General features: G+C 62.6%; 23 protein-coding genes. 12 read left to right on the top strand and 11 right to left on the bottom strand.

Features of this window, described 5'->3' with window-relative positions; all coding sequences use genetic code 11:
- Positions 1–43: 43 nt before the first annotated feature.
- Together ACU688_RS05755 and ACU688_RS05750 are read left to right on the top strand one after the other, a co-directional pair.
- Positions 44–436: a MerR family transcriptional regulator gene (locus ACU688_RS05755; protein WP_017737716.1), complete on the top strand. Its 393-nt coding sequence runs from the start codon at positions 44–46 to the stop codon at positions 434–436.
- A gap of 16 nt (positions 437–452) precedes the next feature.
- Positions 453–1,352, top strand: a complete 900-nt coding sequence (locus tag ACU688_RS05750) for a hydroxymethylglutaryl-CoA lyase (protein ID WP_448183982.1) — start codon at positions 453–455, stop codon at positions 1,350–1,352.
- Between the two features lie 692 nt (positions 1,353–2,044).
- Here ACU688_RS05750 and ACU688_RS05745 read toward each other — a convergent pair.
- A complete protein-coding gene (locus tag ACU688_RS05745; RefSeq protein WP_448183981.1) occupies positions 2,045–3,682 on the bottom strand; it encodes an AMP-binding protein in 1,638 nt (545 codons plus the stop codon).
- A gap of 150 nt (positions 3,683–3,832) precedes the next feature.
- Here ACU688_RS05745 and ACU688_RS05740 point away from each other — a divergent pair, with 150 nt between their 5' ends.
- Genes ACU688_RS05740 through ACU688_RS05725 form a run of 4 tightly spaced genes read left to right on the top strand, consistent with a single transcriptional unit; the run spans position 3,833 to position 9,359 of the window.
- The gene (locus ACU688_RS05740; protein ID WP_448183980.1) at positions 3,833–4,996 is read left to right on the top strand and encodes an isovaleryl-CoA dehydrogenase; all 1,164 of its coding nucleotides are present in this window, start codon (positions 3,833–3,835) and stop codon (positions 4,994–4,996) included.
- A gap of 11 nt (positions 4,997–5,007) precedes the next feature.
- Complete coding sequence (locus ACU688_RS05735) at positions 5,008–6,615, top strand: carboxyl transferase domain-containing protein (protein ID WP_448183979.1); 1,608 nt, start codon at positions 5,008–5,010, stop codon at positions 6,613–6,615.
- Between the two features lie 15 nt (positions 6,616–6,630).
- Positions 6,631–7,437: a gamma-carboxygeranoyl-CoA hydratase gene (locus tag ACU688_RS05730; RefSeq protein WP_448183978.1), complete on the top strand. Its 807-nt coding sequence runs from the start codon at positions 6,631–6,633 to the stop codon at positions 7,435–7,437.
- Complete coding sequence (locus ACU688_RS05725) at positions 7,434–9,359, top strand: acetyl/propionyl/methylcrotonyl-CoA carboxylase subunit alpha (RefSeq protein WP_448183977.1); 1,926 nt, start codon at positions 7,434–7,436, stop codon at positions 9,357–9,359. Before ACU688_RS05730 ends, ACU688_RS05725 begins: the two co-directional genes overlap by 4 nt.
- Here ACU688_RS05725 and ACU688_RS05720 read toward each other — a convergent pair.
- Positions 9,356–9,991 carry a LexA family protein gene (locus ACU688_RS05720; RefSeq protein ID WP_448183976.1) on the bottom strand — a complete coding sequence of 212 codons (636 nt, stop codon included), beginning with the start codon at positions 9,989–9,991 and terminating at the stop codon, positions 9,356–9,358. The genes ACU688_RS05725 and ACU688_RS05720 overlap by 4 nt on opposite strands.
- A gap of 131 nt (positions 9,992–10,122) precedes the next feature.
- Between ACU688_RS05720 and ACU688_RS05715 the strand changes: the two genes are divergently transcribed.
- A complete protein-coding gene (locus ACU688_RS05715; protein ID WP_448183975.1) occupies positions 10,123–10,473 on the top strand; it encodes a DUF6124 family protein in 351 nt (116 codons plus the stop codon).
- Between the two features lie 466 nt (positions 10,474–10,939).
- Positions 10,940–12,091, top strand: coding sequence for a M14 family metallopeptidase (locus tag ACU688_RS05710; RefSeq protein WP_448183974.1), 1,152 nt, complete (start codon positions 10,940–10,942; stop codon positions 12,089–12,091).
- An 89-nt stretch (positions 12,092–12,180) separates the two neighbouring features.
- Here ACU688_RS05710 and ACU688_RS05705 read toward each other — a convergent pair whose 3' ends face one another.
- Positions 12,181–12,720: a cytochrome b gene (locus ACU688_RS05705; protein ID WP_448183973.1), complete on the bottom strand. Its 540-nt coding sequence runs from the start codon at positions 12,718–12,720 to the stop codon at positions 12,181–12,183.
- Positions 12,717–13,799, bottom strand: a complete 1,083-nt coding sequence (locus ACU688_RS05700; protein WP_448183972.1) for a catalase family peroxidase — start codon at positions 13,797–13,799, stop codon at positions 12,717–12,719. The genes ACU688_RS05705 and ACU688_RS05700 overlap by 4 nt, the downstream gene beginning before the upstream one ends.
- Positions 13,800–13,967: 168 nt before the next feature.
- Between ACU688_RS05700 and ACU688_RS05695 the strand changes: the two genes are divergently transcribed.
- Both ACU688_RS05695 and ACU688_RS05690 read left to right on the top strand, forming a co-directional pair.
- Entirely contained in the window at positions 13,968–14,474 is a 507-nt protein-coding gene (locus tag ACU688_RS05695; RefSeq protein WP_448184035.1) for a sigma-70 family RNA polymerase sigma factor, read from the top strand.
- The gene (locus ACU688_RS05690) at positions 14,471–15,208 is read left to right on the top strand and encodes an anti-sigma factor family protein (RefSeq protein ID WP_448183971.1); all 738 of its coding nucleotides are present in this window, start codon (positions 14,471–14,473) and stop codon (positions 15,206–15,208) included. The genes ACU688_RS05695 and ACU688_RS05690 overlap by 4 nt, the downstream gene beginning before the upstream one ends.
- On the opposite strand, the gene ACU688_RS05685 is transcribed toward ACU688_RS05690, so the two are convergent.
- From ACU688_RS05685 to ACU688_RS05655, 7 genes are read right to left on the bottom strand one after another with little or no spacing between them, the layout of a single operon-like run.
- A complete protein-coding gene (locus ACU688_RS05685) occupies positions 15,205–16,191 on the bottom strand; it encodes a Csu type fimbrial protein (RefSeq protein ID WP_448183970.1) in 987 nt (328 codons plus the stop codon). The genes ACU688_RS05690 and ACU688_RS05685 overlap by 4 nt on opposite strands.
- Before the next feature lie 16 nt (positions 16,192–16,207).
- Entirely contained in the window at positions 16,208–18,601 is a 2,394-nt protein-coding gene (locus tag ACU688_RS05680) for a fimbria/pilus outer membrane usher protein (protein ID WP_448183969.1), read from the bottom strand.
- A gap of 42 nt (positions 18,602–18,643) precedes the next feature.
- Positions 18,644–19,426 (bottom strand): fimbrial biogenesis chaperone, encoded by a 783-nt coding sequence (locus tag ACU688_RS05675; RefSeq protein ID WP_448183968.1) that lies wholly within the window; start codon positions 19,424–19,426, stop codon positions 18,644–18,646.
- 26 nt (positions 19,427–19,452) lie between these two features.
- Entirely contained in the window at positions 19,453–19,947 is a 495-nt protein-coding gene (locus ACU688_RS05670; RefSeq protein WP_032864985.1) for a Csu type fimbrial protein, read from the bottom strand.
- A gap of 5 nt (positions 19,948–19,952) precedes the next feature.
- Positions 19,953–20,486: a Csu type fimbrial protein gene (locus ACU688_RS05665; RefSeq protein ID WP_448183967.1), complete on the bottom strand. Its 534-nt coding sequence runs from the start codon at positions 20,484–20,486 to the stop codon at positions 19,953–19,955.
- Positions 20,487–20,504: 18 nt separating this feature from the next.
- A complete protein-coding gene (locus ACU688_RS05660; RefSeq protein ID WP_207043428.1) occupies positions 20,505–21,047 on the bottom strand; it encodes a Csu type fimbrial protein in 543 nt (180 codons plus the stop codon).
- Positions 21,041–21,568, bottom strand: a complete 528-nt coding sequence (locus tag ACU688_RS05655) for a Csu type fimbrial protein (protein ID WP_448183966.1) — start codon at positions 21,566–21,568, stop codon at positions 21,041–21,043. The genes ACU688_RS05660 and ACU688_RS05655 overlap by 7 nt, the downstream gene beginning before the upstream one ends.
- Before the next feature lie 188 nt (positions 21,569–21,756).
- Between ACU688_RS05655 and zapE the strand changes: the two genes are divergently transcribed.
- Together zapE and ACU688_RS05645 are read left to right on the top strand one after the other, a co-directional pair.
- Positions 21,757–22,839 (top strand): cell division protein ZapE, encoded by a 1,083-nt coding sequence (gene zapE, locus ACU688_RS05650; RefSeq protein WP_448183965.1) that lies wholly within the window; start codon positions 21,757–21,759, stop codon positions 22,837–22,839.
- Positions 22,840–22,878: 39 nt separating this feature from the next.
- Positions 22,879–24,171, top strand: a complete 1,293-nt coding sequence (locus tag ACU688_RS05645; protein WP_448184034.1) for a protein kinase — start codon at positions 22,879–22,881, stop codon at positions 24,169–24,171.
- Positions 24,172–24,270 lie beyond the last annotated feature (99 nt).

Below are 24,270 nucleotides of genomic sequence, written 5' to 3'. Positions count from 1 at the left end.
CAGCCATTAGCTTAGCGCCCAAGACATCTTCTCGGGCACTAGCATGAGCACCACCTACAGCATCTCCGACCTCGCCCGCGAGCTCGACATCACCACCCGCGCCATTCGCTTCTACGAAGAACAAGGCCTGCTGGCCCCGGAACGCCGGGGCCAGGAGCGCATCTATTCGGCGCGGGACAAGGTCAGCCTCAAGCTGATCCTGCGGGGCAAGCGCATCGGTTTTTCCCTGGCCGAATGCCGCGAGCTGATCGAACTCTACGACCCCACCAGCGGCAACCACATCCAGCTCAACAGCATGCTCAGCAAAATCGCCGAGCGCCGTGAGCAGCTGGAACAGCAACTGCTGGACATCGAACAGATGAAACTCGAACTGGACACCGCCGAAGAGCGCTGCACCCAGGCCCTGGCCCACACCATGAGCCAGGTTGGCCATTGATCAGAAGGTAGCTGCCATGTCCCTCCCCTCCCATGTGCGCCTGGTGGAAGTCGGCCCGCGCGACGGTTTGCAGAATGAAGCCCAGCCCATCAGCGTGGCCGACAAAGTCCAGTTGGTGGACGCCCTCAGTGCGGCCGGCTTGAGCTACATCGAAGTCGGCAGTTTTGTCTCGCCCAAATGGGTGCCGCAGATGGCCGGGTCGGCCGAGGTGTTCGCGCAGATCCAGCGCAAGCCGGGAGTGACCTATGGCGCACTGGCGCCGAACCTGCGCGGTTTCGAGGATGCGTTGGCCGCCGGGGTCAAGGAGGTGGCGGTGTTTGCCGCTGCGTCCGAGGCGTTTTCCCAGCGCAATATCAACTGCTCCATCAGCGAAAGCCTGGAACGCTTTGCGCCGATCATGGCGGCGGCCAAGCAACAGGGGATCAGTGTGCGCGGGTATGTGTCCTGTGTGCTGGGTTGCCCGTACGAAGGCCCGGTCGCCCCGGAGCAGGTGGCGGCAGTGGCGCGGGAGCTGTATGCCATGGGCTGCTATGAGGTGTCCCTGGGTGACACCATCGGCACTGGCACGGCGGGCGCTACACGGCGGCTGTTCGAGGTGGTCGGTGCACAGGTGCCACGGGATAAGCTCGCGGGGCACTTCCACGACACCTACGGCCAGGCCGTGGCGAATATCTACGCCAGCCTGCTGGAGGGCATCAACGTGTTCGACAGCTCTATCGCGGGCCTCGGCGGCTGCCCTTACGCCAAAGGCGCCAGCGGTAACGTGGCGACCGAGGATGTTCTGTACCTGCTCAATGGCCTGGGTATCGAGACCGGTATCGACTTGGAGGCCTTGATCCGCGCGGGCGAACAAATCAGCCGCGTGCTCGGTCGGCCGACAGGCTCGCGTGTGGCCAAGGCGCGTAACGCCGGTTGAGTAGCGTAGCCGTGACAATGTGTTACCGCTTGCCTACACATCGAGTAACACGGGAACATATTTTGTCTCATTTGCCGTAGGCAATGACCTACACAAAAATCAAACCATTGATTTTAAAGGACTTTTAAAAGTTGGCACGGCTTCTGCTATCTCTATGGCATAACAAGAATAAAAAGCGCCAAACCTAATAAAAATAAGACGAAACGACTCTGACATAACAAAAACAACACGGCAGAGACGCAGCTAACAGATTTTTTTGGAGAAGATGTGCTTCGCAGGGAACGGCAATGCCGAAACCCGCGACCAGTAGAGAAAAATAAAACTACCTCAGGTAGCTACCCACTGGTTGGATCGCGTGCGAAGAAGCAGATCAGCGTTCAAAAAAATACGTTTGCTCTTGACCCCGGATGGGGGTCGCCAAAAACAGCGGTAAAGGGTAACGGTTGCCAAAAACAACAATAGACCGCCCCTCAATAATAAAAAAAGAGCACGCAACGACAAATTAAAGGGGACCCTCGGGTCCCCTTTGTGCTTTCTGTGATTCAGCAACTCATCTGACACAGCACTATTCAAAATGTGGGAGCTGCTTGTGTGGGAGCTGGCTTGCCTGCGATAGCAGTGTGTCAGTCACTGCATGTGTGGCGGATGTACCGCTATCGCAGGCAAGCCAGCTCCCACATAAACCTGAGGTGTTATTGAGAGTGGGTTTGCAACTCCTCCATCGAAATCTCGCGCATGCGGAATTTCTGGATCTTGCCCGTCACCGTCATCGGGAACTCCTCCACAAATTTGAAATGCCTGGGCGTCTTGAAGTGTGCAATGCGCCCCTTGCACCAGGTTTGCAGCTCCAGGGCATTGGCCACATGCCCCGGGTGAAACTTGATCCAGGCCACGATCTCTTCGCCATAACGCTCATCGGGAATGCCGATGACCTGCACATCCGCCACCGCCGGGTGGGTGAAGAAAAACTCTTCCAACTCACGCGGATAAACGTTCTCGCCGCCGCGAATGATCATGTCCTTGTTACGCCCGGCAATGCACACGTAGCCGTGCGCGTCCATGCTCGCCAGGTCGCCGGTGTGCATCCAGCCGGCGTCGTCGATGGCTTCGCGGGTGCCCTCGGGGTTGTTCCAGTAGCCGAGCATCACGCTGTAGCCACGGGTACACAGCTCGCCGATCTCGCCGCGCGCGACCGTGTTGCCGTCGACGTCGATGATCTTGTTTTCCAGCTGTGGCTGGGTGCGCCCGACCGTGGTAACGCGGCGCTCCAAGTCGTCATTGGCGCCGGTCTGCAACGACACCGGGCTGGTTTCGGTCATGCCGTAGGCAATCTGCACTTCGCCCATGTGCAACTCGCTGATCACCCGGCGCATCACTTCGATGGGGCACGTGGCGCCGGCCATGATGCCGGTGCGCAGGCTGGCCAGGTCGAACTCGCCGCGACGCGGGTGATCGAGCACGGCGATGAACATGGTGGGCACGCCGTAGAGGCCGGTGGCGCGCTCTTCAGCGACGGTGGTGAGGGTCAGCAGCGGGTCGAAGCCATCGTTGGGATAGATCATTGTGGTGCCGTGGGTGATGCAACCGAGGTTGCCCATCACCATGCCGAAGCAGTGATACAGCGGCACCGGGATCACCAGGCGATCCTGCGCAGTCAGGCCAAGGCTTTCGCCGACCATGTAACCGTTATTAAGAATATTGTGGTGACTGAGGGTGGCACCCTTGGGGAATCCGGTGGTGCCGGAGGTGTACTGGATGTTGACGGGCTGATCGAAATGCAGGCTGGCTTGGCGGCTGTGCAGTTGCTCGGGCGGGACACCCGCGCCAAGGGTCGCCAGTTGCGACCAGGGCATGAAACCTTGCGGTGGACTGGGGTCGATGCTGATGAGCCCGCGCAGGTCGGGCTTCAGCTCCTGCACCATCGCGTGATAATCGGACGTCTTGAACGCCCCGGCGCACACCAGCCACTGGCAACCGGACTGCTTGAGCACGTAGTCCAATTCGCTGCTGCGATAGGCCGGATTGATGTTGACCAGAATCACGCCCAGCTTGGCGCTGGCGATCTGGCTGATGCACCACTCGGCACAGTTGGGGGCCCAGATGCCCAGGCGATCACCGGTCTGCATGCCCAGCGCAAGGAAGGCGCGGGCGTGCAGGTCAACGGTCTCGGCCAGTTGCCGCCAGGTGTAGCGGCGCTGTTGATGGCGCACCACCAAGGCTTCGCCCTCCGGGTATTGCGCAGCGGTGTGATCGAACGCCTGGCCAATCGTCATGGCCAGCAAGGTCTTGTCCTGAGCGCCACGGCTGTAGCTCTGATTCGGTTGTTCCATAACGACCCCTATTGTCTTTTTTGTAGGTTGACGTAAACGTAAACTACGATTGACAGCGCCGTAACGCAAGCTTACGTTAACGTAAAGGTGAGCGCCCTCCCCCGACGTTCAGCCCACACAAAAACAAAGCTCACATTAAGGTGCCTGTCCATGAGTTACCCGTCCCTGAACTTCGCCCTCGGCGAAACCATCGACATGCTGCGCGATCAGGTGCAGTCCTTTGTAGCCAAGGAAATCGCACCCCGCGCCGCGCAAATCGACAGCGACAACCTGTTCCCCGCCGACCTGTGGCGCAAGTTCGGCGACATGGGCCTGCTCGGCATTACCGTGCCGGAAGAATACGGCGGCGCGGGCCTGGGTTACCTGGCGCACGTGGTGGCGATGGAAGAGATCAGCCGAGGCTCAGCGTCGGTGGCGTTGTCCTACGGCGCCCATTCCAACCTGTGTGTGAACCAGATCAACCGCAACGGCAACCACGCGCAAAAACTCAAGTACCTGCCCCAACTTCTCAGCGGCGAACACGTCGGCGCCCTCGCCATGAGCGAGCCGAATGCCGGCTCCGACGTGGTCTCGATGAAACTGCGCGCGGATAAACGCGGCGACCACTACGTGCTCAACGGCAGCAAGACCTGGATCACCAACGGCCCCGACGCCAACACCTACGTGATCTACGCCAAGACCGACCTGGAAAAGGGCGCCCACGGCATCACCGCATTTATCGTCGAACGGGACTGGAAAGGTTTCAGCCGCAGCAGCAAATTCGACAAGCTGGGCATGCGCGGCTCGAACACCTGCGAGCTGTTTTTCGATGACGTGGAAGTGCCGGAAGAAAACATCCTCGGCGTGCTCAACGGCGGCGTGAAAGTGCTGATGAGCGGCCTGGACTACGAACGCGTGGTCCTTTCCGGCGGCCCCACCGGGATCATGCAAGCCTGCATGGACCTGATCGTGCCCTACATCCACGACCGCAAGCAGTTCGGCCAAAGCATCGGCGAGTTCCAGCTGATCCAGGGCAAGGTCGCCGATATGTACACCCAACTCAACGCCAGCCGCGCCTACCTCTACGCGGTGGCCCAGGCGTGCGAGCGCGGCGAGACCACGCGCAAGGACGCCGCCGGCGTGATCCTCTACAGCGCCGAGCGTGCCACGCAAATGGCCCTCGACGCGATCCAGATCCTCGGCGGCAACGGCTACATCAATGAATTCCCCGCCGGCCGCCTGCTGCGCGACGCCAAGCTGTATGAAATCGGCGCCGGCACCAGTGAGATTCGCCGGATGCTGATCGGTCGCGAACTCTTCAACGAAACTCGCTGAGGGAGCGCACCATGGCCACCTTGCATACCCAACTCAACCCGCGCTCGGCGGAGTTTGCCGCCAACAGCGCGGCAATGCGCCAACAGGTCGATGCCCTACACACCTTACTCGCCCACGTGAGCCAAGGCGGCGGCGCGAAAGCCCAGGAGCGGCACACCTCACGCGGCAAACTGCTGCCCCGCGAGCGCATCAACCGCCTGCTCGACCCGGGCTCGCCGTTCCTTGAACTGAGCCAGCTCGCCGCCCATCAGGTGTATGGCGAAGACGTGCCCGCCGCCGGGGTGATTGCCGGGATCGGCTGCGTGGAAGGTGTCGAGTGCATGATCGTCGCCAACGACGCGACGGTGAAAGGCGGCTCCTACTACCCGCTCACGGTGAAAAAACACCTGCGCGCCCAGACCATCGCCGAGCAGAACCGCCTGCCGTGCATCTACCTGGTGGATTCCGGTGGTGCCAACCTGCCGCGCCAGGACGAGGTGTTCCCCGACCGCGAGCACTTCGGGCGGATCTTCTTCAACCAGGCCAACATGAGCGCCCAGGGCATCCCGCAAATCGCCGTGGTAATGGGCTCGTGCACTGCCGGCGGTGCGTATGTACCGGCCATGGCGGACGAAGCGATCATGGTGCGCCAGCAAGCCACGATCTTTCTCGCCGGTCCGCCGCTGGTGAAGGCCGCCACCGGCGAAGTGGTCAGCGCCGAAGACCTCGGCGGCGCCGACGTGCACTGCAAGATCTCCGGCGTGGCCGACCACTATGCCGACAGCGATGAACACGCCTTGGCCTTGGCGCGGCGCAGCGTGGCCAACCTCAACTGGCGCAAGCAGGGCCAGTTGCTGCAACGCACGCCCGTGGCACCGTTGTACAGTGGCGAAGAGTTGTACGGCGTGATCCCGGCCGATGCCAAGCAGCCGTTCGATGTGCGCGAAGTGATCGCGCGGCTGGTGGATGGCTCGGTGTTCGATGAGTTCAAGGCGCTGTTCGGCACCACGCTGGTGTGCGGTTTTGCGCACCTGCACGGCTACCCGATTGCGATCCTCGCCAACAACGGCATCCTGTTCGCCGAAGCCGCGCAAAAAGGCGCGCACTTTATCGAGCTGGCGTGTCAGCGCGGCATTCCCCTGCTGTTTTTGCAGAACATCACCGGCTTTATGGTCGGCCAGAAATACGAAGCCGGCGGCATCGCCAAGCACGGCGCCAAACTGGTCACAGCCGTGGCGTGCGCCAAGGTGCCGAAGTTCACGGTGATCATCGGCGGCAGCTTTGGTGCCGGTAACTATGGCATGTGCGGCCGCGCCTATGACCCAAGGTTCTTGTGGATGTGGCCGAATGCGCGCATCGGCGTGATGGGGGCCGAACAGGCCGCTGGCGTGCTGGTGCAGGTCAAGCGCGAGCAGGCCGAACGCGCAGGCGTGGGCTTCAGTGCCGAGGAAGAAGCCGCGATCAAGCAGCCGATCCTTGACCAATACGAAACCCAGGGCCACCCCTACTACTCCAGCGCGCGGCTGTGGGACGACGGTGTCATCGACCCGTTGCAAACCCGCGACGTACTGGCCCTGGCCCTCTCTGCCGCGTTGAATGCCCCCATCGAGCCGAGCCGCTTCGGCGTGTTCCGCATGTAAATGGAGCTGTACCCCATGAGCGATTTCAACACCCTCGAACTGATCACCGACAGCCGTGGCTTTGCCACGCTGTGGCTCAGTCGTGAAGCCAAGAACAACGCGTTCAATGCCGAAATGATCCGCGAACTGATCATCGCCCTCGACCATGTGCAAGGCGATCCCTCCCTGCGCTTTTTGCTGTTGCGTGGGCGCGGCAAGCATTTCAGCGCCGGCGCCGACCTGGCCTGGATGCAGCAATCGGCCGAGCTGGATTACCACACCAACCTGGACGACGCCCGCGAACTGGCGGAGCTGATGTACAACCTGGCCAAGCTGAAAATCCCCACCCTGGCAGTAGTGCAAGGCGCGGCCTACGGTGGCGCGCTGGGCTTGATCAGTTGCTGCGACATGGCGATCGGCGCCGATGATGCGCAGTTCTGCCTGTCGGAAGTGCGCATTGGTCTGGCCCCGGCGGTGATCAGCCCGTTCGTGGTGCAGGCCATCGGCGAACGCGCCGCGCGCCGCTATACCTTGACCGCCGAGCGTTTCGGCGGCCAGCGGGCGCGGGAGATCGGCTTGCTGGCAGAGAGTTATCCAATCAGCGAGTTGGATCTGCACGTTGAGTTGTGGGTCGCCAACCTGTTGCAGAACAGCCCGGCAGCGATGCGTTCCAGCAAGGACCTGCTACGTGAAGTCGGTAACGGCGCCCTCACGCCAGCGTTGCGCCGCTATTGCGAAAATGCCATCGCCCGGATTCGCGTCAGCGCCGAAGGCCAGGAAGGCTTGCGCGCGTTCCTGCAAAAACGTGCGCCGAGCTGGCAGTCCCAGGAGCCGCGTTCATGAGCACACTGACCACCGTACTGGTGGCCAATCGCGGTGAAATTGCCTGCCGCGTGATGCGCACCGCCAAGGCCATGGGCCTGACCACCGTGGCCGTGCACAGCGCCACCGACCGCGACGCGCGCCATAGCCGCGAAGCCGATATCCGCGTTGACCTGGGCGGCAGCAAGGCCACCGAGAGTTACCTGAAAATCGACAAATTGATCGCCGCCGCTCACGCCAGCGGCGCCCAGGCGATTCATCCAGGCTACGGTTTTCTGTCGGAAAACGCCGGGTTCGCCCGTGCGATTGAAGCGGCCGGCTTGATCTTCCTCGGCCCGCCCGCCTCGGCCATCGACGCGATGGGCAGCAAATCGGCGGCCAAGGCGCTGATGGAAACCGCCGGCGTGCCGTTGGTACCGGGTTATCACGGTGAAGCCCAGGACCTGGAGACGTTCCGCGACGCCTGCGAGCGCATCGGTTATCCGGTGTTGCTCAAGGCCACGGCGGGCGGCGGCGGCAAGGGCATGAAGGTGGTCGAGGAGGTCAGCCAGCTTGCCGAAGCCCTAGCCTCGGCCCAGCGTGAGGCGCTGTCCTCATTCGGCAATGGGCAGATGCTGGTGGAGAAGTACCTGCTCAAGCCGCGCCATGTGGAAATCCAGGTGTTCGCCGACAGACACGGCCACTGCCTGTACCTCAATGAGCGCGACTGCTCGATTCAGCGTCGCCATCAAAAGGTCGTGGAAGAAGCACCGGCGCCGGGCTTGAGCGTTGAACAACGCAAGGCCATGGGCGAAGCCGCCGTGCGCGCGGCCCAGGCCATCGGTTATGTCGGCGCTGGCACCGTGGAATTCTTGCTGGACGCGCGCGGTGAATTCTTCTTTATGGAGATGAACACCCGCCTGCAAGTGGAGCATCCGGTGACCGAGGCGATTACCGGCCTCGACCTGGTGGCGTGGCAAATTCGCGTGGCCCAGGGCGAAGCGTTGCCCATCACGCAAGCGCAGGTGCCGCTGATCGGTCATGCGATTGAAGTGCGGTTGTATGCCGAAGACCCGGCCAATGATTTCTTGCCGGCGACCGGGCATCTGGCGCTGTACCGCGAATCGGCAGAGGGGCCTGGGCGTCGGGTGGACAGCGGCGTCGCCCAAGGCGATAGCGTGTCGCCCTTCTACGACCCGATGCTCGGCAAGCTGATTGCCTGGGGTGAAGACCGCGAACAGGCCCGCCTGCGTTTGCTGAGCATGCTTGATGAGTTCGCCGTTGGCGGGCTCAAGACCAACCTGGGCTTTTTACGGCGCATCATCGGCCATCCGGCGTTTGCGGCGGCTGAATTGGATACGGGGTTTATCCCGCGTTATCAGGATGAACTGCTGCCAAAGCCGGGCGCGTTGAGCGATGGGTTCTGGCAGGCGGCCGCTGCGGCCTTCATGCAGAGCTTGCCGGTGGGCGATGGGCCTTGGGCTGACACCCGTGGCTTTCGCGCCGGGCTGCCTGCCGAGGTGTCCCTGCATTTGAGCTGCAATGGCCAGGACCGGCTCGTGACGCTGGCGGCAGACACGGCGACGTTGCGCGACGAACAATTGTGGATCGAGCGCGAAGGCGTGCGTCGCGCGCATCTGGCGGTGCGCAGCGGCGATACCCTGTACCTGCGCTGGGACGGCGAAATGCACGCGGTCAGCCTGTTCGACCCGATTGCGGCGGTCGAGGCCAACCAGTCGCATCAGGGCGGCCTCACGGCGCCGATGAACGGCAGCATCGTGCGGGTGCTGGTGGAGGTCGGCCAAACCGTGGAAGCCGGCACCCAACTGGTGGTGCTGGAGGCCATGAAGATGGAGCACAGCATTCGTGCGCCCCAGGCTGGCGTGGTCAAGGCCCTGTTCTGCCAGGAAGGCGAAATGGTTGCCGAAGGTTGCGCGCTGGTGGAACTCGACACGGCGGGCTAGAACTTCGCCGTGGCCTGCACCACCACGCCGAGGATGCGGCAATCGTCGGTGAGCAGCAGCTTCGGGTACGTCGGATTGAGCGGTACCAGGTACAGCTGGCCGCTTTCTTTCAGCAACTGGCGGAAGGTTGCCTGTGGGCTGTCAGCCCATTGGGCAACCACCAATTTGCCCGGTTCGGCGGTGATGGCCGGGTCCACCAGGATCAGCATGCCCGCGCTGATGCTCAGGCCGCTGGGTGCGGTCATGGCATCGCCCGTGACCGGCAGCCAGAAGGCGTCGCCCCGGGCGTGGTAATCCGTCAGCTCGAAGCGTGGTGCGCCATAGGTGGCACGTTCTTCACGGGCTTCGCACAGGCCGTTCCAATCGCTGACCGGGTAGCGGAAATACGGGTTGTAGTGGCTTGTCGCGCCGGGTTCCTCGGCGGACCGTTCGCGAATCTGCAACGAGACCTCCAGATAGCCCAGGCCCAGCTCCGCCAGCACCCTGTTCATGTCTGCCACGCTCGGCACACGACGTTTTGCCAGCCAGTGGCCGACGCCGCCCTGGGTCATGCCCAAGCGCTCGGCCAACTCGGCTTGCGTGACCTTGGGGTGTTTCATGTTGGCTTTGACCAACGCTATCCATTTATCCATGGGGCCTGACAATACGTGAGGTATTTTCCCGGGCAATAAACAGTTTGTAGTAATCCATAAAACGACATAAATACGATACGTACTATGATCGGACATAAGGTTTTCGACACCCAACCGGAGTACCGCCCCTTATGACCACAAGCCTACATCCCCTGCCCGACGACCCCGAAACCGCAGATATCCTCGACATGCGCAGCAGTGGCGCCGCCCAGCGCGCGCTGGACTATTACTTGAAAGAAGAGGTGTCGATACCCGGCGCGGACGACAGCTTCTTCAGCATCAAACCCGGCATCAGCCACGAGGAAGCGCTGATCCACGCCTCGGACCTGTTGCGTAGCGCCGCAGCCACCGCCTATGAATCGGCGAGCAGCCACCAAGGCAACAACCGCGACCTGGCGTTTTCAGTGGTGTATTTGATTGATATGGCGAAGGCGATGGTGGAGCGATCGTTGTGTGCGCCACCGGCTCAGGCAAACGCTTAACAGACGCATAGGAAAAATATTTCTATCTCGTTGATAAAAACATTTGACTTGCAAATGATAATGATTATTATTGGACCCAGCTGATCGCGAGATCAGTCGATAGACCAAGGGACCTTAGGTCGGACTCTTGGAATATCTCCTCATCAGGCTAATCACGGTTTTTGACCCGGCTCTTTGGCCGGGTCTTTTTTTTGCCAGTTTCCCTGGCATGGCTTCAGGCTAATGAAGACTGTGTGTTGCTTGATGGCGCGCATGGTAGCAAAAGACCATCGCCAAAAGAAAGCCGAACGAACGCTCTACGTCGGATCTTTGCGAATTAGCGCTTGAGAATCAATCTCATAGATTCTAAGCTGCTGCGGCGTCAAGGACGACGCCCCCCTCCCCTCTGCAACAATTTTGCATCAAGATCTTGCCTGGCTCCTGTGTAAGATAACCGCCACAACACTCATATTCAGGCAACCAGACTATGACCGTGGCCTTGACCTCCATCAGGATCAGTACCGACTTCGACAGTGGCAATATCCAGGTGCTTGACGCCAGTGATGCCTATCAGTTGCTGCTCGCCATCAAACCCGACACCCGCAGCGCACACTTCCAGTGGTTCCACTTCAAAGCCGAAGGCATGCATGTGGGCCACACCCACACCTTCCGCCTGAGCAACGCGAGCCAGTCGTCCTACAAACACGCCTGGAGTGGTTACAACGCCGTCGCCTCCTACGACCATATCAACTGGTTCCGCGTCCCCACGCGTTTTGACGGCGAGTTCCTGCACATCAGCCTTGAAACCCGCGAAAAGCACGCGTGGATTGCCTATTTCGAGCCCTATAGCCGAGAGCGCCACGACTGGCTGATCGGCCAGGCCCTAAATCGCGCGGGCACCCAATTGCTGGCCACCGGTAAAAGCGTCGAGGGCCGCGACATTCAGTTGTTGCGCCGTGGCAAAGGCGGCGAAGGCCGACGCAAAGTCTGGATCATCGCCCAGCAGCATCCCGGCGAGCACATGGCCGAATGGTTTATGGAAGGCATCATCGAACGCCTGCAACAGGACGGTGACAGCGAACTGAAAAAACTGCTGAAAGTCGCCGACCTGTACCTGGTACCCAACATGAACCCCGATGGGGCCTTCCACGGCCACCTGCGCACCAACGCCATGGGCCAGGACCTCAACCGTGCCTGGCAGAGCGCCAGCCAGGAGATCAGCCCGGAAGTGCTGTTCGTCCAGCAACAGATGGAGAAGTACGGCGTCGACCTGTTCCTCGACATCCATGGCGACGAAGAAATCCCCTACGTCTTCACCGCCGGCTGCGAAGGCAACCCAGGCTATACGCCACGTATCGAAGCGTTGGAAAAACACTTCCGCCGCCACCTGAGTGCCCTCACCCGCGATTTCCAGACCACCCACGGCTACACCCGCGACCTGCCGGGCGAGGCCAACATGACCCTGGCCTGCAATGCCGTTGGTGAAAAATACGACTGCCTGTCGCTGACCCTGGAAATGCCCTTCAAGGACAACGACGACGCGCCCAACCCCCGCACCGGCTGGTCGGGCAAACGCTCGATGCAATTGGGCAAGGACGTGTTGAGCACCGTCGCCGATATCGTCGGCGTGTTGCGCTGACCTCGCTGTACCTGTGGCGAGGGAGCTTGCTCCCTCGCCACAGGTGACTGTTTGCTCTTTCTGGTTTTTGACTGGCTGCTCACCCCAGGTCAGTCCTCTGTACCCGTCATGCTTTGCAACACACCATCACGGCGAATCAACCCATGGAACAACGCCGCCGCCAGGTGCAACAGCACCGTCAGGAACAACAGGTAGGCAAGAAACCCATGGGCCTTGCGCAACACTGCGAACAACGGCGCATTCGCCGCCACCAGCGCGGGCAGCTGCACTGAACGGCTGAGCATCACCGGATCGCCCGCAGCTGAAATCATCGCCCAGCCCAACAGCGGCAACACCAGCATCAACGCGTACAACACCAGGTGGGAGGCCTTGGCCGCCAGCACTTGCCACAGCGGCAGGTCCACCGGCAACGGTGGCTGGCGCGTAGCAAAGCGCACCACCAAGCGCACAATCACTAACGCCAGAATCGCAATCCCCAGCGGCTTGTGCAGATGGATCAACCACTCATGCCGCTCCGACACCGAAGCCGCCATCCCAGCCCCGATAAACAGCATGGCGATGATCATCAACGCCATCAGCCAGTGCAGCAGACGCGCCAAGGGTGCAAAAAAGCGAGGTTGGGCATTCATGGCTTCGACTCCTGAGGGGCGCTGTGCAGCGCGCTGACTTCACCGGCACGGCGCAGGTACGAACTGGCGTACGCCGCTGAACGTGCTGCCAGCAACGGGTCATTGGACGCTTCGATGCCGCTGGGCAGAATCAGCGGATCAAAGTTGATATCGCGGCAATCGCCCTCCGCCTGCGGCTGGCTGCTCTGCAACACCAACGTCCCGGCATTCAGCACCTTATGCTCGCCAGACCAGGTCTTGCTCGCGTCGTCCAGCGGGTCGCCGGGGTTCGCCAGGGTCATGTTCAACTGCCAACGCAGCGGCCCTGCAGCCAGGCGTTGCACCAGGTCTTTTTCGAGAAAATCGGCACCGGCCGGCGCCGTGTCACCCACGGCATCCTGACTCTGCGGCACCACCCCCCATCGCACAGCCTGGCGCTTGCCATCGGCGCCCACCAGGTAGAACGCGTTGATCCCGTTATAGGTTTCGGTGGCATAACTGGCCGACGGCTTGGCGGTCTTGATCCATGCCAGGAACGCCGCCGTCTCCGGGTGCGCAGCAAAAAACGCCGGCATGCCCGCAGGGTTCGGCTTGCCGGTGGCCGGGTCCGGCGCGCCCGCCTTGAGCATCGCGTAAAACGCCTCAGGCGTACCCACCGGGAACACCGGCATGCTGTTCATCCCGGTGCGCCATTGCTGGCCGTTGGCCTGGCTGAACTGCACGGCAAAGCTGCGGATCGGCACGCTGCTGTCCGGCGCATAGGGGTTGCCGCTGGGCAAGGCAAAACGGCCGATCACTGGGGTCTTGGCCGCGCTGAACACCTGGGCGCTGGAGTACGCACGGGCTTGCGCACTGCTCTCGAAATACCCGGCGACACACACGCCCTTGGCATGGTTACGGCGGAAACCCGGGTGCACGCCGTTATTGGTTTCCAAGGCATTCACCAAGGTTTTCGGGCGCAAGCGCTGTGGGTCGAGCGTGCCGTTGACGTAGGCAAATGCCCCGGCCACCAGCGCAACCACGGCACCGATACCTGCCAAGCGTGCGATCAGGCTCGCGGTGCTCAGCGGAGGACGGGGCGGTGAAGAGTGATCTACCATGAAGGAACTCCAGGGCCAGAGGCCTTAGGGGGGAAACATAAGGTCGGAGCATTAAGACGAACGCCGACCCGCTCTATTCCCCCGCCAATGATTTATTTCCCCGGACCTGGAATAACCCCCAACGCCAGACGTCTCTCTAGTCCCAGCGCAGTGACCAGCCCGATTGCCATGCATGAACTCGACGAAGCGTTACGTGAACTCATCCCCAGGCTGCGGCGCTTTGCCGTGTCCCTGACCCGTAACGCCAGCAGCGCCGACGACCTGGTGCAATCGACCCTGGAACGGGCCATCACCCGCTGGGCCGACAAGCGCAGCGAAGGCGATTTGCGGGCCTGGCTGTTTTCGATCCTCTACCGCCAGTTCCTCGACGCCCACCGCCGCAGCCGCCGCTACGCGCGCATGCTTGAGTTTTTCAGCGGTCGCGACGACGCACAGCCGTCGGTGGAGCGCACGGTCATCGCCCAATCGACCCTGCAAGCCTTCGACCGCCTCAACACCGAACAGCGCGCCCTGTTGCTGTGGGTGTCGGTCGAAGGCTTGAGCTACAAGGAAGTCGCCGACATCCTTGAGGTGCCCATCGGCACCGTGATGTCGCGCCTGTCCCGCGCGCGCCAAGCCTTGCGTCAACTCAGTGACGGCGAAATTGCCAGCCCTTCCCTGCGGATACTCAAATGATCAGCCTGCCCCCCAGCGAACGCGATTTGCATGCCTACGTCGATCACCAGCTTCTGGACAGCGATCGCCGTATACTCGACACCTATCTGGCCGCCCACCCCGACGTTGCCGCCCAGGTCCATGCCTGGCAGCAGGATGCGCAGTTGCTGCGCGCCGCACTCGGCGGTGCCCTGCAACAGCCGGCCAACCCAGCGTTGGACCCGGCGCAGATTCGCCAACGCCTCAAGCACCAATCGCGCCGCCACCTCGCCTCGGCGGCGGTGCTGTTGATCGCCGTCAGCCTCGGCGGCATCGGCGGCTGGCAGGCGCGCGAAGCCACGCAACCGGCCCTGGTGCCGATGGCCGACGCCATGCAGGCTTTTCGCCTGTTTGCCCAGGACGGCGTGCTGCCTGCCGACTATCACGTGCAAGACGGCGGCAGCATGCAAGCCTGGCTGGATCGCTATTTCAGCCAGGCCAGCCGCCTGCCGGACTTGAGTTCAGCGGGCTACGCGCCGGTCAGCGGGCGCTTGCTGAGCACCGACCAGGGCGCGGCGGCAATGGTGTTGTATGAGGATCAACAAGGGCGTCGGGTCAGTTTCTACATTCGCCCACCGGGCCCGGACAACGGTTTCCTGCCCCGTGGCAGCCGCAGTGCCGATGGCTTGCAGGCCGATTACTGGTCCGGCGGCGGCTACAACTATGCGATGGTCAGCCCGGTGGATCAGCCGACGCCCGCGCTGCAAAAGCTCTAGAAGCCGACATCCAGCACCACGTTATCCAGGTAGGTGCCCCCGGGCGGCGTGGCCTGGTCGGTGTAGATCCTGGCGTTGTAGTTGAACACCTGGCTGCCGGTGCCCAGGCCGTTGCCGGGGTTGATATCCGCCGTGGCACTGGCCCGCCGCGCCGCGCCGACGCTGCCCCAACGGGTGGTGCCGGCGCTGACAAAAATGTCGTAGGCCAAATAGTTGCTGCCGGAAATCATCTGGCGGCGCCCGCCCACGCTGACCGGGTGCTGCCCGTCGCTCATACCGACGGTGTAGGCGCTGCCCTTGGTGCAATTGACGCTGGCCTGGCCGTTGACGGTGGCAAACCCACTGACCACCGGGGCACTGCCGAAGGCGATAGCCGGCGTGGTGATCAGGCAGTCGTTGGTCACCAGCATGCTGACGGTCAGCGCCTGCGTGCCGGTGCCACTGTCGCGGCCCAGGCACACGCCGAGCAGGTTGATGCTTGAGCAGTAGTTCCAGGTCCAGAGAATGCTCAGGGTTTCGCTGTACAGGCCCGCGGCCACGTTGCTTCCGGCGACACTGCGCAGATACAGCGGCAAGGTCTTGGTGCCTGGGCCGAACACCAACCCGTAGCTCTGGGCGATACCGCTGCTGCCGCCAAAGTCGAACGTGGTGCCGCGCGTAATGGGATACGTCGTGGAGTTGTTGCCATAGATCGTATAGGGGATCACATCACCGGTCGGCCCCAGCAGGCCGCCCTGGGTCGACCCCGTGATCTTTGCGGTGAATTGGTCGCCACTGCCGAGTATCGACAGCAACAGCGGGGTGCAGCTCAGGCCAGCGTTGGTGGTGGAACTGGGCTGCGCCGTGGCGAGCACCGACATCGAACTCACCGGGCCAAAGCTGGCCGGCGAGGTAGCGACCGCGCTGCACGCCGCGTGCACCTGCGTCGACACACCCAGGCTTGCCACCACCCACAGACTCCACAGCCATTCCTTGACCCGCACACGCACGCTCCTTAATTCATTGACACACCAGCGGCCCGATCAGGGGCACCTGCACCTGGGTAATGTCCAGGTCGAAGGTGGCCTGGCAGCTCTGCCCGCCGCTGAGGGTGACTTGCAACGTGTTATGCGCCGCGAGGTTCTCCAGATAGACCAGACCGTCCCAGCCAACCACCGCCAACCCCGCGCTTTGCTCATGCCGCACCTGGCTGCCGAGGGGCAAGTCCTGATGCTGGCCATCCACTAACGTAATGCTCGCCGCCACCACCCGGCGCACCGGAAACTCCAGCAGGTAACCACTGCCCCGGCGCACCGCCACCCGCTGTTCAACGTTGGCCACTTGCACGTTGGTGGGGAAGTTCAGCGGGTCGATCTCATATTTGGCGCGGTAGTAAGCGCTGCTCCACGGCACCAGCAAGTGCCCGTTGCGATCGGTCTCGCCGACCACCTGGTTCTCGTAGCGCACGGGCACCCCGGCAAATCCGCCGGTGCTCACCACCACAAAGGCATCGTTGACCTGGTTGGCGACAAAGAACTCCTTATCCATCCACACCAGCGAACCGGCCGCGTCGGCCCAGCGCGTTTGTGCGTCACGCGTGCCATACACGCCGGCCTGCAACTGCACGGACTGCAAGCGCCAGGTCAGGTCCGCCTGGCGATAGGTCGGCGCATCACCGCTGGCATAGCCGAGGTTGAACCCCACCCCGCCACCGGCCGGCACGGCGCGGCTGTAATTCACGCGCTGTTGCACCTGCCCGCTGTTACTGCGCTCGCTGCCCAGGCTGAGGCTGCCGTAGACGTCGAACGGAATGATCAGTTGCCCTTGCACGGCCCAGTTGCTGTCACCGATCTCGCGGTTGGCCGACAGGTAAAAGCTGGTGTTGCGCCACAGCGATTTGCTCCACGTCAGGTTCAGCAGGCGGGTGCGCGAATCGTCCGCCGCCTGCACGTCGAAATAGCCCACGCCGAGGCTGCCAAAATCATTCAGGTTCAGGCTCAGCGTGACCTGCTCGCTGCGCTTGCTGAGGCTGGCGTAAGGAGTGTCGATCAAGGTCAGGTCGGCGTATTGATCACGGCGCTCGACCCGCTGGTAGGAGAGGCTGTAATGCTGGCTGCTGTATTGATAGCCCAGGCTCAGTTGCTGGCCCGAACCGCCGTCGAACTGGCTTTGGCTAATGGCGGTGTTGAGCACGCCAAAGTTGCCCAGGCGCAGGTTGCCACCCACGCCGCCAAGTGTCAGGTCATTGGACGCTTCGGCATGGCTTTCCACGGTCAACGCATCCGACAGCCCGTAGCGGAACGTGCCGCTGGCCACGCCGGGGCCGTAGCCGAAGTCGCGCACGGTGTAGTCGCGGCGCAGATTACCGGCCGACAGAGAAAAATCCGCCAGGCCTTTTTGCAGCAACGAGCTGGTGACGTAGAACGGCACCGTCGTGGAAACCTGCCGCCCGAGGGCATCGGTGGTGACCACCACGGCTTCGCCGGCACCGTTGATAAACGGCACGTTGGTCAAGGTGTAAGGCCCGGGCTGCAAATCGGCGCTGCTGGATTTGTAGCCGTTGATAAACAGGTCGACCGACGACGGCACCGCCGCTTCCCCGGCGAACTGCGGCAACGGGTAGGTCACCAGGTCCGGGCGCACGCCGAAGTCGCGGGACACTTGCACCCCGCCCAGGCGCACCGAGCTGCTCCAGGGCAAGGCCCCGCTGATCACGTCGCCCGCCTCGTAGGTCAGCAGGCGCTCATCGTCGGAGAAACGCCAGGTGGTGTCATAGCGCCGATAGCCGTTGTTGAACGTGCTGTCTTGAGTCTCGCGGCCGATGGTCGTGCGGTACTGGCCGGTGTTGGACAGCGTGCCCCAGGTATCGAACAGGCGCACTTCGTTGAAAATGCCCAGGTACGTGCTGCTGTCGTCAGTGTCATTGAGGTAGGCATCGTAATTGAGCAACGCGCCAAAGCTGGTCAGTGCCTGGGTGCGCGGGTAGTTGTTGCGATTGCCGATGAACTGCGCCGGCAACCAGCTCGCCGGCACGTTGAGCAGCAGACGCTGAGCCTGGCTGTCGTAGTCGCTGTGCAGGCCTGGCACCTTATCCAGGTCGACCTCCACCGGCACGTCGCCCGGCAGTTTCATGCCGATTTCCTGCAACACGCTCGCCGGTAGAAACAGCCCACCCGCACGCTGGCTGACGGCAACCACACGGCCGGTGTCCTGCTGGTTGACCACCAGTTCCAGGAACAACTGTGCATCGGCGACAGCCTCCATACTGCTCGGCGGCGGCGGCAACGGCGCAGCCAGGCCCAGCGGTGCAAACACCAGGCCAGACACGCTGCCCACCACCCACACCGACCGCCATAGACAACGAGCCCAAACCTGGCTCACCAAGGCTTTGTGTCCATCAATGGACATCTCCATCCGTTAAAACCCGGGGCTATTCCCTGCCCTGTCGCGCCTGTTCTACCGACCCGGCGCCAGGCTCTCCACTTGGGTGGCGCCGTTGACCCGCAGCTGTAATGGCTGGTCGGCCGGTAGGCCGTCCGGCACCTGCCAGCGCATGGTCGCCCCCGGCAACACGTAGCCCATCAGGCCCTCCACCAGAGGGCGCGACTGGCCACCCTGCTTGAAGCTGGCATCCGTCAGGCGCGCATGCACCGCGCCCTGGTTATGCATCTCTACGTAGTTACGCCCGCCAGCCGAGACTTTCTTCCAGCTCAGATCCGGTTTGCCGGCCGTCTTGGGGTCGCGGTCGCGGGTGCCGTCAACCTTGCTCCAAAGGCCCGCGCCGTAAGCGAACAACGGCACCGAATAGCGCATCTGGAAACGCACAGCCGCCGCGGTCTTGCCGTCCGCTGCGGTAACGACAGGTTCGGCAGAGGGGATCTCATCGATAATGATGCGATACGCCAGCTCCTGGCCTGGCGGCACTTCCTTGGTGCGGGTCAAGCGCACCAACTGCTTTTGCCCCGGCGCGATCTTCGCCACCGGCGGGCTGCCGATCACATCGCGCTGGTTCTGGTATTGCTCGTCGAACCCGCTCTGCGTCCAGGCAAATACGCGAATCTGCAGGTTGGCCGTCTCCGTACCGCGATTTTCCAACCACAACGCACTGGCCTGTTGATCAGCCTCCAGCACCGGGTCAATCGGCCAGATCAGCACCGAACTGGCCGCCTGCACCTGCCCCGCCACCCCTAACACACCGAACAAACCCGCTACCCACCACCGCCGGGAAGCTGCATACATAGATCCCACTCCTTATGCCATTCGCCTTACCACGTCAGCTGCACCTGCAGCGTGTCGCTGTACGTCCCCCCAGGCGTATTGCCCGGTAGCTGCACCCGGCCGTAAATCGGCAAGGTGATGTTATTCGCGTTGGCGTAGGCCACGCTGACGCTCTGGCTGATGCCCAGGCTCTGGCTCAGCGCCGCATCGCGAAACAGCTGATACGCCACCTTCGCCGTGCCGCTGTTGAGCTGCATGCGCCGCCCGCCGCTGTTATACAAACCGCCATCGACCGTCATGCTCAACGCCACCCCTGGCGTGCATTGCAAGACGACCGAGTTGGCCAGCGCTACCGACGCGGTGCTGGTCGCCAGCGCCGAATAGCTGCCGAACGCCAGGCTGCCGTAATTGCTGCCACCGCTGGCCACCAGGCATCCCGGCGTGATCGTCGCACTGACCTGGAACGATTGGCTGGTCACGGCCAACAACGACACCGGCATCCCCCAGCCGATGCACAGCGCCACCCATCCCACCCATTTCATGGCCGTTAAAACGTCAGGGTCACATTGATCGTGTCGGTATACGTGCCCGCCGGCAGCCCCGCCTTGCCGGTGGCTTTACCGTAGATATTCACGGCTTGGGCCACACCCGTACTGGCAGCAAGAGGGATGACGCCGCCGATGGCCACCAAGTTCGAGTGGCCGCTGTCGGTATAGAGGTCGTAGGGCACGTAGTTGGCGACGCCGTCGAACAACGCGCGAGTGCCGCCGGGGGATTTGCCGTCATTGGCGCCACCGGCCACGGTCAGCGTCGGCGAGGTGCCGGCCGAACACAGAATCGACAACGCGCCACCGCCGCCGCCCAGGACCTGGCCCGAGGACTCGGTAAACAAGCTGTTGGAAGCGCCGAAGGTCAATGCGCCGAAGCTCATCCCCCCGGTGGCCGCCGCGCCGTTGACCTGGCAGCTACTGGTCAGCACCAGTGTCGCGCCAATCGTCCCGGCCACCGTGGCCGCCTGTGACCCCGACACCCACGCCAGTGCCAGTAATGGAAAAACTGCCTTGGATACAAGTGCATGCATGATGTTCATCCTCATGGTTTACCAATCCAGAGTCACCGTCAGGGTGTCTGTATAAATGCCGGCCGGTAGGGCCCTGGTATTCGCCACCACTGAGCCGAATACCGGAATCGGTACTTGTGTGCCCCGGGTCACGACGAAATTGCGTTGCTGACCGATGCTGTAGGCGCTACGCCCCAGGGCATCCGCCGACAAACGATAGGGAATGGTCTGGCGTCCGTTGCTCAGGCGCCTTGTGGTGCCATCACCGTTGACACCGCCGTCGATGGTCACCGTGAAGCTGCTGACCAGCGAAGGGTTGCAGGACACGGCGAGCGGCGCCTTCTCGCCGTCGGTGACACCGCTGGTCAAGCGGTTGTCCCAGGTCGGCCCATGGCTGCCGAAGTCGAGCACGGCCGAGCCACTGTCCGGGGTCACCGGGGTGGTGTCGGCGCCTTTGCTCACTTCGCAACTGGCGGTAATCACCAGGCGCGCGTGGATCTGCCCGGTGACCGCCGCCTGCGCGTCATCCGCCAGCAGCAACAAGCCGCCCATTGCCACAAGGGCCAAGCCGCGGCTCACCATGTGACCGTGACCTTGAGCAGGTCGGAATAACGTCCAACGACGGGAATCGCCTTGAGCGGTTCAATGCGACCGTAGAGGGGCAGATCGACGCTGCCGGAATCCGGCACCCGACCGCTGAGCGGCACGTCCACCGGCAACGGAATGCGCCGCGCGGCGTCGGCATAAATGCGATAGGGAATGGGTTGGCTCGAAGGGGCGACGGCGCTTAGGTAGCGCACTTCGCCGGTACCGCCATGCAGGCCGCCGTCAACGCGCATCTGGTAGGGCGTGTCGGGGTTGCACTCCAGGCGCGGCTGGCGTTGGCTGATCAAGGCCGCACTCAAGGGCCCGGCCGGGTCATCCAGACGCGGGCCGCTGCCAAAATCCAAAATGCCAAGCTGCTCGATGCCAGCCTCGCGGGTGATGCCCACCAGTTGGCAACCCCGCTGCACGTCGATGCGCACTTCAACTTGAAGCTGTGCACCGTGAAGCGTGTTGCAGAGCATCGCGCTCATGACTGCCAATACTACTCGTCCCTTCACTGCCCCAAATCCTTGTACAGGGGTGACTGCTGTGTATGAGCCTAGTCAGTCAGGGGGAAACTGCCAGCTCACAGGGCAACGCAGGCGTGTCATGCTTTTTCGAGATAGCGCGAGGGGCCCTTCTGTATTGGTCAAAACGCGGTGGCCGCCCTAAAGTAGGCGACCACCGGTAGACAGAGTGACTCCCATTGGCCGCGCTTTCACTGATCCGTCGCCTGCTCGGTAAAAAAACCGTGCCCCACGACGCCTCGCCTATCACCATGTTTTTTGCGCAAAAAGCCGCACAACAGGGCTATACCCTCAGCGCCGGGCAAACCCGCGCCATCAGCGCCCTGGCCCGCGAATCGCGGCACCTGCTGGCACGCCAGCCGACCCGCAGCCTGTACCTGCACGGGCCGGTGGGGCGCGGTAAAAGCTGGCTGCTGGATGGGTTTTTCCAGGCGCTGCCGATTGCCGAAAAGCAGCGTGTGCACTTCCACGATTTCTTTGCCCGTTTGCACCGGGGCATGTTCAAGCACCGCGCACAGGACGATGCCCTGGCGGTGACCCTGGATGAGCTACTGGCCGGTTGCCAGGTGCTGTGTTTCGACGAGTTTCACGTGCATGACATCGGCGATGCCATGCTGATCAGCCGGCTGTTCAAGGCGCTGTTTCAACGCGGTGTGTGGGTGCTGGTCACGTCCAACTACCCGCCCGCCGGCTTGTTACCCAATCCGCTGTACCACCAACGCTTCAAGCCGGTGATCGACCTGATCGCCGCGCGCATGGACGTGTTGGAAGTCAGCTCGTCCAAGGACTTTCGCAGCCTGCCCCAAGCCCACAGCACGCAGCGTTTCACCACCGGCCACTACCTGTGGCCAGGCACTGCAAGCCAACGTGAAGCGCTCGACCTGCCTGCCGCGGATTGCCCTGCGCAGCCCCTGGCCGTCGGCAACCGCCAATTACGCTGCCGCTACCATCAAGGGCGCACCATCGCCTTCACCTTCAACGACCTGTGCGAACAGCTCACGGCGGTGATGGACTACCTGCTGCTGTGCCATGACTTCGACCACTGGATCATCGACGGCCTGCCCGTGCTGGCGGATTGCCCGATTGCCGTGCAACAGCGCTTTATCAACCTAGTGGACGTGCTCTACGACAGGGACAAGCACCTGACTCTCATCGGCGAGCAGCCCCTTGAACAGGCGTTGCACGGCCAGGCCATCGACCTTGCGCGCACCGCAAGTCGCCTCGGGCAATTGCAACAGAGCGGCGCACAACCGCTATCATGAGCGCCATTTATGCCCCTTTGCCCAGAGATCGCGCCGTTCATGCATACCCTCGCCCAACTCAAGGCCGGCCAACTGGCCGGTATCACGCGCCTGGACCTGTCCTGCGGGCTGACCGAATTCCCCCGGGAAATCTTCGAGCTGGCCGACTCCCTGGAAATCCTCAACCTCAGCGGCAATGCCCTGAGCCAACTGCCCGACGACCTGCACCGCCTGCCGCACCTGCGCGTGCTGTTCTGCTCCGACAACGCCTTCACCGAACTGCCCGAGTGCCTGGGCCAGTGCGCCACGCTGAGCATGGTTGGCTTCAAGGCCAACCAGATCACCCACGTACCCGCCGCTGCGCTGCCGCCCCTGTTGCGCTGGCTGATCCTCACCGACAACCAGATCAGCCAGTTGCCCGATGAGCTGGGCGAGCGGCCATTGCTGCAAAAACTGATGCTCGCCGGCAATCATCTGGCGCAACTGCCGGAAAGCCTGGCCAACTGCCATAACCTCGAACTGCTGCGCATCGCTTCCAACCGCTTTGCCCGCCTGCCCGAGTGGCTGCTGGCACTGCCGAGCCTGACCTGGCTGGCGTATGCGGGGAACCCGGTGGAAATGGCGGTGCAGGCGGCTGACGATGACAGCACGCCGGACATTCCCTGGTCCGAGCTGGAATTGGCTGAAGTCCTCGGAGAAGGTGCCTCGGGTGTGATTCACAAGGCACTGTGGAAACCCTCCGGGCAATCCGTCGCGGTAAAACTCTACAAAGGCACCATCACCAGCGACGGCTCGCCGCTGCACGAAATGCAAGCCTGCATCGCCGCCGGGCTGCACCCCAACCTGATCAAGGTGGAAGGCCGCGTCGTCGGCCACCCCGATGATCAGGCCGCGCTGGTGATGGACCTGATCGCCCCCAGCTACCGCAACCTCGCCGCCCTGCCGAGCCTGGCGTCGTGTACCCGCGACGTCTACGCGCCGGGCACGGTGTTCAGCCTGGACGTGGCCTTGCGCATGGCGCGGGGCATTGCCTCGGTGGCCGCGCACCTGCACCGGCACGGCATCACCCACGGTGACCTGTACGGCCACAACATCCTGTGGAATGAAGCCGGCGATTGCCTGCTCGGGGACTTTGGCGCGGCGTCGTTCCATGCCACGGCGGACACCTTGGAAACCAAAGCGTTGCAGCGGATTGAAGTGCGTGCGTTTGGGGTGTTGCTGGGGGAATTGCTGGAGCGGGTTGACGCGGGGGTGAGTGAGGAACTGATGGCACTGCGCGAGCGTTGCTGCCAGCCGGATGTGCTGGCGCGTCCGGATTTCGAGGAAATCGAAGCACTGCTCAAATCGGCCTGACGAAACTCAATACAACTGTGGGAGCTGGCTTGCCTGCGATAGCGGTCTACCAGTTGCTGATGTGCAAACTGACCCACCGCTATCGCAGGCAAGCCAGCT

It is taken from the genome of Pseudomonas acericola (SeqCode) (assembly GCF_053456465.1).
Note: the sequence above shows the minus strand (reverse complement) of the source record. Positions and strands in the feature narration are given on the sequence as shown.